This is a genomic window from Pseudomonas sp. S44 (assembly GCF_016624805.1).
Taxonomy (GTDB): Bacteria; Pseudomonadota; Gammaproteobacteria; order Pseudomonadales; family Pseudomonadaceae; genus Aquipseudomonas; species Aquipseudomonas machongensis.
In genome coordinates this window covers 45637-60027 of record NZ_JACVTY010000018.1, presented here as the reverse complement: position 1 = coordinate 60027, position 14391 = coordinate 45637, and the positions used below count along the sequence as shown (strand labels likewise).

The 14391-nt window shown below is 63.5% G+C and carries 14 protein-coding genes; 9 read left to right on the top strand and 5 right to left on the bottom strand.

The window, feature by feature from the left end:
• Positions 1-36: 36 nt before the first annotated feature.
• Both IAE40_RS15140 and dprA read right to left on the bottom strand, forming a co-directional pair.
• The gene (locus IAE40_RS15140) at positions 37-594 is read right to left on the bottom strand and encodes an L-threonylcarbamoyladenylate synthase (RefSeq protein WP_197891771.1); all 558 of its coding nucleotides are present in this window, start codon (positions 592-594) and stop codon (positions 37-39) included.
• A gap of 37 nt (positions 595-631) precedes the next feature.
• Positions 632-1729: a DNA-processing protein DprA gene (dprA, locus tag IAE40_RS15135; protein ID WP_151925884.1), complete on the bottom strand. Its 1098-nt coding sequence runs from the start codon at positions 1727-1729 to the stop codon at positions 632-634.
• A gap of 208 nt (positions 1730-1937) precedes the next feature.
• On the opposite strand from dprA, the gene def reads away from it, so the two are divergent.
• From def to IAE40_RS15110, 5 genes are read left to right on the top strand one after another with little or no spacing between them, the layout of a single operon-like run.
• Positions 1938-2444 carry a peptide deformylase gene (gene def, locus IAE40_RS15130; RefSeq protein ID WP_054893037.1) on the top strand — a complete coding sequence of 169 codons (507 nt, stop codon included), beginning with the start codon at positions 1938-1940 and terminating at the stop codon, positions 2442-2444.
• Positions 2445-2504: 60 nt separating this feature from the next.
• Positions 2505-3437, top strand: a complete 933-nt coding sequence (fmt, locus tag IAE40_RS15125) for a methionyl-tRNA formyltransferase (protein ID WP_200603468.1) — start codon at positions 2505-2507, stop codon at positions 3435-3437.
• Positions 3434-4744, top strand: a complete 1311-nt coding sequence (gene rsmB, locus IAE40_RS15120) for a 16S rRNA (cytosine(967)-C(5))-methyltransferase RsmB (protein WP_153774302.1) — start codon at positions 3434-3436, stop codon at positions 4742-4744. Before fmt ends, rsmB begins: the two co-directional genes overlap by 4 nt.
• A 23-nt stretch (positions 4745-4767) precedes the next feature.
• The gene (gene trkA, locus IAE40_RS15115) at positions 4768-6141 is read left to right on the top strand and encodes a Trk system potassium transporter TrkA (protein ID WP_054893034.1); all 1374 of its coding nucleotides are present in this window, start codon (positions 4768-4770) and stop codon (positions 6139-6141) included.
• Between the two features lie 11 nt (positions 6142-6152).
• Positions 6153-6461, top strand: coding sequence for a tetratricopeptide repeat protein (locus tag IAE40_RS15110; protein WP_153774303.1), 309 nt, complete (start codon positions 6153-6155; stop codon positions 6459-6461).
• A gap of 177 nt (positions 6462-6638) precedes the next feature.
• Here the strand turns inward: IAE40_RS15110 and IAE40_RS15105 are convergent, their stop codons facing one another.
• Together IAE40_RS15105 and IAE40_RS15100 are read right to left on the bottom strand one after the other, a co-directional pair.
• Positions 6639-7526: a lysophospholipid acyltransferase gene (locus IAE40_RS15105; protein WP_054893032.1), complete on the bottom strand. Its 888-nt coding sequence runs from the start codon at positions 7524-7526 to the stop codon at positions 6639-6641.
• 41 nt (positions 7527-7567) lie between these two features.
• Entirely contained in the window at positions 7568-8119 is a 552-nt protein-coding gene (locus tag IAE40_RS15100; RefSeq protein WP_054893031.1) for a DNA-3-methyladenine glycosylase I, read from the bottom strand.
• A gap of 84 nt (positions 8120-8203) precedes the next feature.
• Between IAE40_RS15100 and glyQ the strand changes: the two genes are divergently transcribed.
• From glyQ to IAE40_RS15080, 4 genes are all read left to right on the top strand, one after another.
• Positions 8204-9151, top strand: a complete 948-nt coding sequence (glyQ, locus tag IAE40_RS15095) for a glycine--tRNA ligase subunit alpha (protein ID WP_025337182.1) — start codon at positions 8204-8206, stop codon at positions 9149-9151.
• Positions 9148-11202, top strand: coding sequence for a glycine--tRNA ligase subunit beta (gene glyS, locus IAE40_RS15090; RefSeq protein ID WP_197891767.1), 2055 nt, complete (start codon positions 9148-9150; stop codon positions 11200-11202). Before glyQ ends, glyS begins: the two co-directional genes overlap by 4 nt.
• 3 nt (positions 11203-11205) lie before the next feature.
• Positions 11206-11733, top strand: a complete 528-nt coding sequence (gmhB, locus tag IAE40_RS15085; protein WP_153774305.1) for a D-glycero-beta-D-manno-heptose 1,7-bisphosphate 7-phosphatase — start codon at positions 11206-11208, stop codon at positions 11731-11733.
• A 61-nt stretch (positions 11734-11794) separates the two neighbouring features.
• The gene (locus IAE40_RS15080) at positions 11795-12565 is read left to right on the top strand and encodes a lysophospholipid acyltransferase family protein (protein WP_197891766.1); all 771 of its coding nucleotides are present in this window, start codon (positions 11795-11797) and stop codon (positions 12563-12565) included.
• Between the two features lie 203 nt (positions 12566-12768).
• Here the strand turns inward: IAE40_RS15080 and IAE40_RS15075 are convergent, their stop codons facing one another.
• Positions 12769-14388 (bottom strand): MFS transporter, encoded by a 1620-nt coding sequence (locus IAE40_RS15075; RefSeq protein ID WP_063541928.1) that lies wholly within the window; start codon positions 14386-14388, stop codon positions 12769-12771.
• Positions 14389-14391 lie beyond the last annotated feature (3 nt).

The following is a 14391-nucleotide window of genomic DNA, read 5'->3' as shown; positions in this document are numbered from 1 at the left end:
TTCGCGGGCAAGCCCGCTCCTACAAGTGTCGAACAATCACCCCGGCCGCACTACTTCGCCCGTGACCAGGTCGCGAATCACACTCGGATTCCTGCGTCCGCCCAGCGCGCCGCCGAGCACCAGGTCCAGCTCGTTGTGGAAATACTGTTCCACCCGCAACCGGCTCTTGGCCGCCGGCCGCCCGGCAGGGTTGGCGGAGGTGGAGATCAGCGGCCCCACCAGCGCGCACAGCTCGCGCACCTGCGGATGATCGCTGACGCGCAGCGCCACCGTATCGTGCTGGCCGGTCACCCATTCGGGCAACAGGTCCTGGTGCGGCACCAGCCAGGTGTTCGGGCCCGGCCAGGTGCTGCCCATGCGGTCGATCCAGTCCTGGGGGAAATCCTCGAACAGGAAGTCGAACTGACGGATGTTGTCGGCGACCAGGATCAGGCCTTTATCCACAGGGCGTGACTTGAGCGCCAACAGGCGGTACACCGCATCTTCGTTCCACGGGTCGCAGCCCAGGCCCCAGACCGCTTCCGTTGGATAGGCGATCACCGCACCCGCCTTCACCTCACGCGCGGCTTGTTGCACACGCCAACTGCTCACCATTGCTGTCTCTCCGCTTTAAGCCTGATGCGCAGTGTACTTAGGCGGAACGGGCAAACCAACGTCCGGCTTCGCTGCTGACCCGTCCTTCGAGTTCGAGCTCGGTCAGACTGGCCAGTACCTGGGCCAATGGCAGCCCGCTGCTGTGGGCCAGGCCCTCGCTGGTCTGCGGAGCGGCATGCAGCAGCGCCAGCAGTGGATGGCCCGGTTTCTCCACAGACGCGGGAGGCAGGTTCTGCCAACCGCGCAGGCTGTCGAGGATCTGCCCGACACTCTCCACCAGCAGCGCACCATCGCGAATCAGTTGATGGCAGCCCTTGGCGCCCGGGTGGTGAATGGAGCCGGGAATCGCGTACACCTCCCGTCCCTGTTCGGCTGCCAGCCGGGCCGTGATCAACGAGCCGCTGGCGAGGCTGGCCTCCACGACCAGCACGCCGAGCGACAGGCCGCTGATGATCCGGTTGCGCCGCGGGAAGTTACCGGCCAGTGGTCCGGCGTCCAGCGGGTACTCCGAAACCAGCGCGCTGCCGCTGTCGATCATGGCCCGTGCCAAGTCGCGATGGCGCTGTGGATAAAGTTTTTGCAACCCTGTGCCGAGCACCCCGATCGTGTGGCCGCCAGCGTTCAACGCAGCCCGATGAGCGGCGCCGTCGATACCCAGTGCCAAGCCGCTGGTGATGGTGAACCCGGCCTGAGCCAGGCAACGGGAAAACGCACCGGCCGTATCCAGCGCCGGGGGTGAAGCACGCCTGCTGCCCACGATCGCCAACTGCGGCCGTTCGAGCAGGGCAGGGTCGCCGGCCACGAAAAGCAAAGGCGGCGGATCGTCTATCTCGGCCAGCAATGCCGGGTATCCAGGGCCGTCCCACATCAATAAACACTGGCCCGGACGCTCTAGCCAGGCCATTGCAGCCAATGCGCCATCGCGTACTTGCGCACTGCGCCGGGCGTCTATACTGGAAGCCTTCAGGCCTAGAGCACGCCACGCGCTGGCCGGGGCGCTGAGTGCCGAAGAGGCGCTGCCGAATGCTTCGATGAGGGTATGGAAACGACGCAAGCCAATATCGGGAAGGCGATGCAGACGCAGCCGCGCCTCCAGTTCCGCCGGAGTGCAAGGCGACGAGCGGGATGGGTTCATGGTGGATCGTCCTTGATCGGCAGGAGGCCAATGAAGCGGCACATCCTGTGGATAACTTTGTGAGTAACACTTTGAAAAGCTGTCGATCAAAACGGCAGCTATCAAGCCCATAGAGACCCTAGCCAAGCTTCACAGGTGCCGAATGCTCCATTTCCCTTTATTATGTGTGCTCAGTTTTCAACCAAACGCACAGTGACTGCCTGACCCTATGGCCATCTTGAACATCCTCGAATTCCCCGACCCGCGCCTGCGCACCCTCGCCAAACCGGTAACGGAGTTCGACGACGCCCTGCAGCAGCTGATCGACGACATGTTTGAAACCATGTACGAAGCGCCCGGCATCGGCCTGGCCGCGACCCAGGTCAACGTGCACAAGCAGGTCGTGGTGATGGATCTTTCCGAAGATCGCAGCGAACCGCGAGTGTTCATCAACCCCAGCGTCGAAGAGCTGACCCACGACATGGGGCAGTACCAGGAAGGCTGCCTGTCGGTGCCAGGCTTCTACGAGAACGTCGACCGCCCGCTGCGCGTGCGGGTCAAGGCCCAGGATCGCGACGGCAAGCCCTACGAGCTCGAGGCCGAAGGCCTGCTGGCGGTGTGCGTGCAGCACGAGTTCGATCACCTCAACGGCAAGCTGTTCGTCGACTACCTGTCTCAGCTCAAACGCGACCGGATCAAGAAGAAGCTGGAAAAGCAGCACCGCCAGCAAGCCTGATCCCCACCTTCCAGAAGGCTTGCTCCGGCAAGCCTTTTTCTTTTTTGAAGCGAGAACTCCATGCGCATCGTCTTCGCAGGCACCCCAGAGTTTGCCGCCGAACACCTCAAGGCCCTGCTCGACAGCCCTTACGAAATCGTGGCTGTCTACACCCAGCCCGACCGTCCCGCCGGCCGGGGCCAGAAGCTCATGCCGAGCGCGGTCAAAGCCCTCGCATTGGCCCATGACATACCGGTGTACCAGCCACAGACCCTGCGCAATGCCGACGCGCAGGCTGAACTCGCCGCACTGAAACCGGACCTGATGGTGGTGGTCGCCTACGGCCTGATCCTGCCGCAGGCGGTGCTGGATATCCCGCGCCTTGGCTGCATCAACAGCCACGCCTCGCTGCTGCCACGGTGGCGCGGTGCGGCGCCGATCCAGCGCGCCGTCGAGGCCGGTGATGCCGAGAGCGGCGTAACCGTGATGCGCATGGAAGCGGGCCTGGACACCGGCCCCATGCTGCTCAAGGTCACCACACCGATCAGCGCCGACGACACCGGCGGCAGCCTGCACGACCGCCTCGCCCAGCTAGGCCCTGGCGCTGTGGTGCAAGCCATCGCCGGCCTTGCCGACGGCAGCCTGCAGGGCCAGGTGCAGGACGACGCCCTGGCCACCTATGCACACAAGCTGAACAAGGATGAGGCGCGTCTGGACTGGAGCCGCCCGGCCGTGGAGCTGGAACGCCTGATCCGCGCCTTCAACCCCTGGCCGGTGTGCCACAGCACCCTCGACGGCGAAACCGTGAAGGTGCTGGGCGCGAACTTGTCCACAGGCAAAGGTGAGCCAGGCGAGATCCTCAGTGCCAGCAAGGACGGCCTGGTGGTCGCCTGCGCTGACGGCGCCCTGAGCCTGACCCGCCTGCAACTGCCCGGTGGCAAGGCCCTGGCCTTCAGCGACCTGTTCAACAGCCGCCGCGAGAAGTTCGCAAGCGGCAAGGTGCTCGGCCAATGAACCCACGCCTGGCCGCCGCCCGCGCCCTGGCCGCCGTGCTCAGCGGCAAGGCCTCGCTCAACAGCTCGCTGCCCGCGCAACTGGACAAGGTCGAGGAGCGCGACCGCGGCCTGACCCAGGACCTGGCCTTTGGCACCGCCCGCTGGCAGCCGCGCCTGGACTTGCTTGCCGCACAACTGCTGCAAAAGCCGTTCAAGGCCGCCGACGCCGATGTACAGGCGCTGCTGCTGGTCGGCCTGTACCAGCTGTTCTACACACGTATTCCGGCCCACGCCGCCATCGGCGAAACCGTCGGCTGCGCCGACAAGCTCAAGAAGCCCTGGGCCAAGGGCCTGCTCAACGCCGTGCTGCGCCGCGCCCAACGCGAGGGCGAGGAACTGCTCGCCGGCATGGAGCGCGACCCCGTGGTCCGCACCGCCCACCCGCGCTGGCTGCAGAAGTCGCTCAAGGCGTTCTGGCCGGAGCAATGGGAAGCCATCTGCGCCGCCAATAACGCCCACCCGCCGATGATCCTGCGGGTCAACCGCCGTCATCACAGCCGTGATGCGTATCTGGCGCTGCTGGCCGAGGCTGGCATCGGCGCCAGCGCCTGCCCGTTCAGCCGTGACGGCATCGTGCTGGCCGAGGCCTGCGACGTGCGCGGCCTGCCGGGCTTCGCCGACGGCTGGATCAGCGTGCAGGACGAAGCCGCACAACTGTCGGCCGACCTGCTGGAACTGGCCCCCGGCCAACGCGTGCTCGATGCCTGCTGCGCCCCTGGCGGCAAGACCTGCCACCTGCTCGAAGCCGAGCCGGGCCTGGCGCAGATGGTCGCCATCGACCTGGAGGCCAAGCGCCTGGCGCGGGTACGCGAGAACCTCGACCGGCTGAAGCTCGATGCCGAGCTGATCGCCTGTGATGCTCGCGATACCGCCAGTTGGTGGGACGGCAAGCCGTTCCAGCGCATCCTGCTCGACGCCCCATGCTCGGCGACCGGCGTGATCCGCCGCCACCCGGACATCAAGCTGACCCGTCAGGCCGAGGACATCCCGGCCCTGGCCGCACTGCAGGGTGGGCTGCTCGATGCGCTGTGGCCGACACTCGAAGTCGGCGGCATGCTGCTCTACGCCACCTGCTCGAGCCTGCCGACCGAGAACACCGAAGTGATCGACGCCTTCCTCGCCCGCACCCCCGGTGCCCGTGAGCTCGACCTGGCAACCGAGGCCGGTCTGCGCCAGCCCCACGGCCGCCAGCTACTGGCCCAGGAAGGCGGCCACGACGGCTTCTACTATGCCAAGCTGATCAAGATCGCCGCCTCGCGCGGATAAGAACGAAAGGTAGGGAGTAGCGGATGAAGATCATCATCCTCGGCGCAGGCCAGGTAGGCGGTACGCTGGCAGAACACCTGGCGAGCGAAGCCAACGACATCACGGTGGTCGACACCGATGGCGAGCGCTTGCGTGACCTGGGCGACCGCCTCGACATCCGCACCGTGCAGGGCCGCGCCTCGCTGCCCACGGTACTGCGCCAGGCCGGCGCCGATGACGCCGACATGCTGGTGGCGGTGACCAACAGCGACGAGACCAACATGGTCGCCTGCCAGGTGGCCTATTCGCTGTTCCACACCCCGACCAAGATCGCCCGGGTGCGCGAATCGTCCTACCTCAGCCGCGAGGAGCTGTTCGACAACGACCACATTCCGGTGGACGTGCTGATCAGCCCCGAGCAGGTGGTGACCAACTACATCAAGCGCCTGATCGAACACCCCGGCGCCCTGCAGGTGATCGACTTCGCCGAGGGCAAAGCCCAATTGGTGGCAGTCAAGGCCTACTACGGCGGCCCGCTGGTAGGTCAGCAACTGCGCCAGATCCGCGCGCACATGCCCAATGTCGATACCCGCGTGGCCGCGATCTTCCGCCGCGACCGGCCGATCAAGCCCCATGGCGACACGGTGATCGAGGCTGACGACGAAGTGTTCTTCATCGCCGCGAAGAAAGACATCCGTGCTGTGATGGGCGAGCTGCGGCGTATCGACGAGACCAACAAGCGGGTGGTCATCGCCGGCGGCGGGCAGATCGGCGAGCGCCTGGCCGAAGCCATCGAAAGCCGCTACCAGGTGAAGATCATCGAGATGAGCCCGGCACGCTGCCGGCATCTTTCGGATAACCTCGAAAGCACCGTGGTGCTGCAGGGCAGCGCATCGGACAAAGACCTGATGCTCGAAGAAAACATCGCCGAAGCCGATATCTTCCTGGCCCTGACCAACGACGACGAGGCCAACATCATGTCGTCGCTGCTGGCCAAGCGCCTGGGTGCACGCAAGGTGATGACACTGATCAACAACCCGGCCTACGTCGACCTGGTGCAGGGCGGCGATATCGACATCGCCATCAGCCCGCAGTTGGCGACCATCGGCACGCTGCTGGCCCATGTACGCCGTGGCGATATCGTCAGCGTGCACTCGCTGCGGCGCGGTGCAGCGGAAGCCATCGAGGCAGTCGCCCATGGCGATTCGAAATCGAGCAAGGTGATCGGCAAGGCCATCGAAGACATCGCCTTGCCACCTGGCACCACCATCGGCGCGATCATACGCGACGAGGGGGTGCTGATCGCCCACGACGACACGGTGATCGAGGCGGGTGACCATGTGATCCTGTTCGTTGTGGATAAAAAGCACATTCGCGATGTGGAGAAGCTGTTCCACGTCGGCTTGAGTTTCTTCTAGGAGAAGAAGGCATGCGCGAATCGCTGGAAAAGATGCTGGCCAAGGGTGTGGATAACCCGCTGCTGAGGTTTGGCCTGGGCAAGGCCTGGCTGGATGAAGGCAAGGGCGCCGAAGCCGCGGTGCACCTGGCCAGTTGTGTGCAGCAGGATCCGAAATACTCGGCTGCGTGGAAGCTGCTGGGCAAGGCGTATCAGCTTGAAGGCGATATCGCTGCGGCGCGTAAGGCCTGGGAAGAGGGGATCGTCGCGGCGCAGACACATGGCGACAAGCAGGCCGAGAAAGAAATGACGGTGTTCCTGAAAAAGCTGAACAAAGCCTGACAGACGCCGCGGTCCTTGTAGGAGCGGCGGTTCGCCGCTGCGACTTGTCCCGCGATCGGGCGCGAAGCGGCCGCAACCTCGGCAACCGAGATTTTCCTGATAGATCTCGGCGTCTGGTTTTACGGCCGCTTCGCGCCCGATCGCGGGACAAGCCCGCTCCTACAGAGTGTGGATAACTCAGTACCAGCGCGGCTCGCCGGCCGGGCGCTTCTTGAAGCGCTTCATGCTCCACATGTACTGGCTCGGATACTCGCGCACATAGCGCTCGACCACACGGCTCATGGCCGCTGCAGCCACAGCCACATCCGCGCTGTACATCTCTTCGGGCGCCGCCTCAAGGAACACCTTGAAGCCGGAGCCATCCGGCAGACGCAGGGCATGCAGGAACACACCCACCGCCTTGCCGCCAGCGAGCATGTTGGGCACGAACTTGCTGGTCAGCGCCTGGGTGCCTAGGAAGGGCACGAACACTCCCGCCGACTCGGCCGGCTCAGGGTCGGCAGGAATGCCCACCTGCCCGCCGCGACGCACTTCCTTGATCACGCTGAGAATGCCTTCCTTGGTCGAAGGCGCCACGCGGTTGCCCATCTGCACGCGCTGCTCGCGCAGCAGGTCATCCACCGCCTTCAGCTTGGGCGGACGGTAGAAGATGATCGGCTTGCACTGGTTGCAATAGAAGTGGTTGAGCACCTCCCAGTTGCCCAGGTGGCTGGTGATGCCGACCACCCCTTTGCCAGTGGCCAGGGCTTGCTCGAGCACTTCCAGGCCGTGCACTTCCTTGACCAGCTCCAGCGACTGCTGAGGCGGGCGAATCCAGGCCCAGGCGCTTTCGACGAAAGACTTGCCGATATCCTTCAACGCACGCCCCACCAACTGCTCACGCTCGGCAGGGTTCATCTCGGGGAAGCACTTGGCGAGGTTGATCCGCACCACGTTGCGCGACCCGTTGGGGATTTTCCACATCAGCCAGCCGATACCGGCACCGACGCGCTGCACCGCGCCCCAGGGCAGTTTGGCGAACAGGCGCAGCACCCCGACCATCAGGGCGCCCTTGAACTTTTCCACAGGCCAATTCCTTATTTCTGCAAGGCGCGCATTGTAACGCCTCAGCGCACCAGCGCGGCGTAGCGATCGCAATCGGTGGTGTGGTCCATGACCATGCCGGTGGCCTGCATGAAGGCGTAGCAAATGGTCGGACCGACGAAGGTGAAGCCTTTTTTCTGCAGGGCCTTGCTCATCGCCTTGGCTTCGTCGGTGATCGCCGGGATATCGGCGCGCCCCTGGTAATGGTTGATCTTCGGCTCGCCGCCGACGAACGACCACAGCCACTCGCCGGGGTTTTCCAGCGCCAGCCAGGCGCGCGCGTTGCGGCGCACGGCATTGAGCTTGAGGCGGTTGCGGATGATGCCGGGATCGAGCATCAGCTCTTCTATGCGCTCGTCGCTCATCTCGGCCAGTTGCACCGGGTCGAAGCCTTGCAGCACCTGGCGATAGCGCTCGCGTTTCTTCAGCACGGTGATCCACGAAAGACCCGCCTGGAACCCTTCGAGCAAAAGCATCTCGAAGAGCAACGCCGGGTCGCGCTGCGGGGTTCCCCATTCCTGGTCATGGTAGGCCTGATACAAGGGATCGTCGGTACACCAAAAGCAGCGTGGCATAAGGCTCCAATTACGTAGAGGGCGAGGCGAATCGGGTTATACTCCCGCTCTTTACATCCGCATCCCCAGATACAGGTGAATTTCGTGAGCCAGCCTACGCCAGCCGTGCGTACCTTCCAAGACCTGATCCTCGCCCTGCAGAACTACTGGGCCGAGCAAGGTTGTGTGGTACTTCAGCCCTACGATATGGAAGTAGGCGCCGGCACTTTCCACACCGCCACCTTCCTGCGCGCCGTCGGCCCGGAGACCTGGAACGCTGCCTACGTGCAGCCTAGCCGTCGCCCTGCCGACGGACGGTATGGCGAAAACCCCAACCGCCTGCAGCACTACTATCAGTTCCAGGTGGTGCTCAAGCCGAACCCGGCCAACTTCCAGGAGCTGTACCTGGGTTCGCTGAAAGCCATCGGCCTGGACCCGCTGGTCCACGACATCCGCTTCGTCGAAGACAACTGGGAATCGCCGACCCTGGGTGCGTGGGGCCTGGGTTGGGAAATCTGGCTGAACGGGATGGAAGTGACCCAGTTCACCTACTTCCAGCAGGTTGGCGGTATCGAGTGCTACCCGGTCACCGGCGAGATCACCTATGGCCTGGAGCGTCTGGCCATGTATATCCAGGGTGTCGATTCGGTGTACGACCTGGTCTGGGCCGACGGCCCGTTCGGCAAGGTCACCTATGGCGATGTGTTCCACCAGAACGAAGTGGAGCAGTCGACCTACAACTTCGAGCACGCCAACGTCGAGAAACTGTTCGAGCTGTTCGACTTCTACGAAAGCGAAGCCAACCGCCTGATCAAGCTGGACCTGCCGCTGCCGACCTACGAAATGGTCCTGAAGGCTTCGCACACCTTCAACCTGCTCGACGCCCGCCGCGCCATCTCGGTGACCGAGCGCCAGCGCTACATCCTGCGCGTGCGCACCCTGGCCCGCGACGTGGCGCAAAGCTATCTGCAAGCCCGCGCACGCCTGGGCTTCCCGATGGCCACCCCCGAACTGCGTGATGAAGTACTGGCCAAGCTGGAGGCTGCACAATGAGTGCGCAAGATTTCCTGGTTGAACTGGGCACCGAAGAGCTGCCCCCCAAAGCCCTGGCCTCGCTGGGCGATGCATTCCTGGCCGGCATCGAGAAAGGCCTGCAGGCCGCTGGCCTGAACTACACCGGCAAGTCGGTCTATGCCGCACCGCGTCGCCTGGCCGTGCTGATCCGCCAACTGGACGTGCAGCAGCCTGATCGCAGCATCAACATCGACGGCCCGCCCCGCCAGGCCGCCTTCGACGCCGATGGCAACCCGACCCAGGCCGCACTGGGCTTCGCCAAGAAGTGTGGCGTGGAGCTGTCGGACATCGACCAGAGCGGCGCCAAGCTGCGTTTCTCCCAGCACATTCCGGGCAAGGCCACCGTCAGCCTGCTGCCAACCATCGTCGAAGACTCGCTCAACGACCTGCCGATCCCCAAGCGCATGCGCTGGGCCGCCAGCCGTGAAGAGTTCGTGCGCCCCACCCAGTGGCTGGTGATGCTGCTGGGCGACCAGGTGGTCGACTGCACCATCCTCTCGCAGAAGGCCGGCCGCGAATCGCGTGGACACCGCTTCCACCACCCGGAAAACGTGCTGATCACCACCCCGGCCAACTACGTCGAAGACCTGCGCAAGGCCCATGTACTGGCCGACTTCGCCGAGCGCCGCGAGCTGATCGCCAAGCGCACCGCAGAGCTGGCCCTGCAGCAGGAAGGCAGCGCCATCGTGCCGCCGGCGCTGCTGGATGAAGTGACCGCGCTGGTCGAATGGCCGGTGCCGCTGGTGTGCTCGTTCGAGGAGCGCTTCCTGGAAGTGCCACAGGAAGCCCTGATCACCACCATGCAGGACAACCAGAAGTACTTCTGCCTGCTCGACAGCGAAGGCAAGTTGCTGCCGCGCTTCATCACCGTGGCCAACGTCGAGAGCCGCGATCCGAAGCAGATCGTCGAGGGTAACGAGAAGGTCGTGCGTCCGCGCCTGACCGACGCCGAGTTCTTCTTCAAGCAAGACAAGAAGCAGCCTCTGGAAACCTTCAACGAACGCCTGAAGAACGTGGTGTTCCAGGCCCAGCTGGGTACGGTGTTCGACAAGGCCGAGCGTGTCTCCAGGCTGGCCGCCTACATTGCCCCGTTCATCGGCGGCAGTGCAGCCAACGCCGGCCGCGCCGGCCTGCTGTCCAAATGCGACCTGGCCACCGAAATGGTCGGCGAATTCCCTGAAATGCAGGGCATCGCTGGCTACTACTACGCCGTCAACGATGGCGAGCCACAAGACGTCGCCCTGGCACTGAACGAGCAGTACATGCCGCGCGGTGCTGGCGCTGAGTTGCCGGAAACCCTCACCGGCGCCGCCGTGGCCATCGCCGACAAGCTCGACACCCTGGTCGGCATCTTCGGCATCGGCATGCTGCCGACCGGCAGCAAGGACCCCTACGCACTGCGCCGCGCCGCCCTCGGCGTGCTGCGCATCCTGATCGAGAAGCAGCTGGACCTGGACCTGACCGCTGCGGTCGAGTTCGCGGTCAAGCAGTACGGCGCCAAGGTCAAGGCTGCAGGCCTGGCTGACCAGGTGCTGGAGTTCATCTTCGATCGCCTGCGTGCACGCTATGAAGACGAAGGCGTCGACGTGGCCACCTACCTGTCGGTACGTGCCCTGAAGCCGGCTTCGGCCCTGGACTTCGATCAGCGCGTGCAGGCCGTGCAGGCCTTCCGCAAGCTGCCGGAAGCCGAGGCCCTGGCGGCGGTGAACAAGCGTGTTTCGAACCTGCTGAGCAAGGCCGAAGGCGCCATCGCCGACCAGGTCGAGCCGAAGTACTTCGACAATGCCAACGAGTTCTCCCTGTACTCGGCGATCCAGCAGGCCGACCAGGCCGTGCAGCCAATGGCTGCCGCACGCCAGTACAGCGAATCGCTGGCACGCCTGGCAGCCCTGCGCGATCCGGTCGACGCTTTCTTCGAGGCAGTCATGGTGAACGCCGAAGACGCCAAGGTACGCGCCAACCGTTATGCCCTGCTCAGCCGCCTGCGCGGTCTGTTCCTGGGCGTGGCCGACATCTCGCTGCTGGGGTAAGCCTTGAAACTGCTGATTCTCGATCGAGACGGAGTGATCAATCACGACTCCGACGCCTACATCAAGTCGCTGGAAGAGTGGATCCCCATTCCCGGCTCGATCGAGGCCATTGCGCAGTTGAGCAAGGCGGGCTGGACGGTGGCCGTGGCCACCAACCAGTCCGGCATTGCCCGCGGCTACTACCCGCTGTCCACGCTCGAAGCCATGCACGCGCGTCTGCGCGATCTGGTCGCCGAGCAGGGTGGCGAGGTCGGGCATATCGTCTATTGCCCGCATGGGCCGGACGAAGGCTGCGAGTGCCGCAAGCCCAAGCCCGGCATGCTGCGGGCAATCGCCGAGTATTACCAAGTCGACCTGCGCGGTGTATGGTTCGTCGGCGACAGCACAGGTGACCTGGAGGCCGCCCTGGCCGTCGGAGCACAACCCGTGCTGGTGAAAACCGGCAAAGGGGAGAAGACCCTGAAAAAGGGCATCCCTGAAAACACCTTGATTTTCGACGATCTGGCAGCCATCGCCAGAGAACTTATTTAAAGAGTGCGCCTGTTCGGCGCACTTCCTCAGGCGGGCGCGCCCCGCAACGGTACATGCCACTATGTCGATCCTGCAGGCGATCAGAATCTTTCTTTTTTACCTGCTGTTGGGCACCAGTTCGCTGCTGTGGTGCTCACTGAGCTTCTTTGTCGCGCCTTTCCTGCCATTTCCCAAGCGCTACAAATTCATCAACGTGTACTGGTGCCGCTGCGCGGTGTTCCTGAGCCGCACCATCCTGGGCATCGACTACAAGATCACCGGTGCCGAGAACGTACCCAAAGAGCCCTGCGTGATCCTGTCCAACCACCAGAGCACCTGGGAGACTTTCTTCCTCTCGGCGTACTTCTCGCCACTGAGCCAGGTGCTCAAGCGTGAGCTGTTGTACGTGCCGTTCTTCGGCTGGGCAATGGCGATGCTTCGGCCGATTGCCATCGACCGCAACAACCCCAAGGAAGCCCTGCGCCACGTGGCGAGCAAGGGCGACGAATTGCTCAAGCAGGGCGTCTGGGTGCTGATTTTTCCCGAGGGTACCCGCGTGCCCTATGGTCAGGTCGGCAAGTTCTCCCGCGGCGGTACCGCCCTGGCGGTGAACGCCGGCCTGCCGGTGCTGCCGATCGCCCACAACGCTGGCAAGTTCTGGCCAAAGGCTGGCTGGGGCAAGCGTTCGGGCACCATTGAGGTGGTGATTGGCGAGGCAATGTATGCCAACGGCACCGGGCCACGTGCCATCGCCGAACTCAACGATCGCGCTCAGGCGTGGAACGAAGCGACGCAGCGGACCATGGGGTCGTTGCCACCATCAGAAGAAAACGTCACCGAGCCAATCGCCTGACGATCTGTGGATAACGTGTTAGCAATTTTTGGATTAATGCTTTCGGATCGTAGATAAGCTATTGAATTAGCTATTTATTTCTCTGTATGACGTTTTTTCGAAAATCGTGCATAAGTTTTTTCGAGGCATAAAAAAACCGGCTTTTACGCCGGTTTTTTCATGCCTGGGCAACGGAGGTGTCTGCGTCGCGGGTCAACCCGCTGCTACACCTTGTCGATGTCCACATCCTTGGTCTCTTTAAGGCAGAAGATCCCCACCACCAGGCTGATGCCGGTGATCAATACCGGGTACCACAGCCCATAGAAGATATCTCCGGTGTACACCACCAGCGCGAACGACACCGTCGGCAGGAAGCCACCGAACCAGCCGTTGCCGATGTGATAGGGCAGCGACATCGAGGTGTAGCGGATGCGTGTGGGGAACAGCTCGACCATTACCGCTGCCAGTGGTCCGTAGGTCATGGTCGCGATCAGGATCATCGCCACGATCAGCACCACCACCATCACCTGGTTCACATGGGCAGGGTCGGCCTTGGCTGGATAGCCCGCCTGCTCGATAGCCGTGCGCATCGCGACTTCATCGAAACCGTTGATGGTCTTGTCGCCAATGCTCACCGAAACATCGCTGCCCGTTGCGGCAACCGAGCTGTAGGGCAGGCCCTGCTTGACCAGGAACGTCTTGACCTTGTCGCAGGGGCTGTCGAAGCGTGCCTTGCCCACCGGGTCGAACTGGAAGGTGCAGCCTTGCGGGTCGGCACTGACCACGATCGGCGACTGCCGGCTGGCGGCGTCGATCTGCGGATTGGCATAGTGGCTGAGCGCCTTGAACATCGGGAAGTAGCACACGGTCGCCAGCAGCAGGCCGATCATCAGGATCGGCTTGCGTCCCACACGGTCCGACAGCCAACCAAAGAACACGAAGAACGGCGCACCGATCACCACGCTGATGATCAGCAGGGTATTGGCCTGGGCCGGGTCCATCTTGAGCATCTGGGTCATGAAGAACAGCACGTAGAACTGTGCGGTGTAGAAGGTCACGGCCTGGCCGGCGTTGATGCTGAACAGCGCGGTGAGCACCACCTTGAGGTTGGGCCAGGAGGTGAACGACTCGCGGATCGGCGACTTGCTGATCTTGCCCTGGGCCTTCATTTTCACGAAGGCTGGCGACTCGTGCATGCTCATGCGAATCCAGGTGGAGATACCCAGCAGCACGATCGACAGCAGGAACGGCAGGCGCCAGCCCCAGGTCTCGAACTGGTCGCCACTGATGTAACGGCTGCCCAGCACAACAATCAGTGACAGCAGCAAGCCGAGGGTGGCAGTGGACTGAATGAAGCCGGTGTGGAACCCGCGCTTGCCAGGCGGGGCATGCTCGGCCACGTAAGTGGCCGCACCGCCGTATTCGCCGCCCAGGGCCAGGCCTTGGAGCATGCGCAGGATCACCAGGATGATCGGTGCGGCGATGCCGATGCTGGCGTAGGTAGGCAACAGGCCGACCGCGAAGGTCGACAGGCCCATCAGCACGATGGTCACCAGGAAGGTGTACTTGCGCCCGATCATGTCGCCCAGGCGCCCGAATACCAAGGCACCGAAAGGCCGCACAAGGAAGCCTGCGGCAAAGGCCATCAAGGCAAAGATGAAAGCGGTGGTGTCGTTGACCCCGGCAAAGAACTGCTTGCTGATCACCGCCGCCAGCGCGCCATAGAGAAAGAAGTCATACCACTCGAACACCGTCCCGAGGGATGACGCGAAAATGATCTTGCGTTCCTCACGCCGGCTGCCGCTGGTGGCTGCCGCGCCCTGCTCTTGGATGTAATCCGACATCGT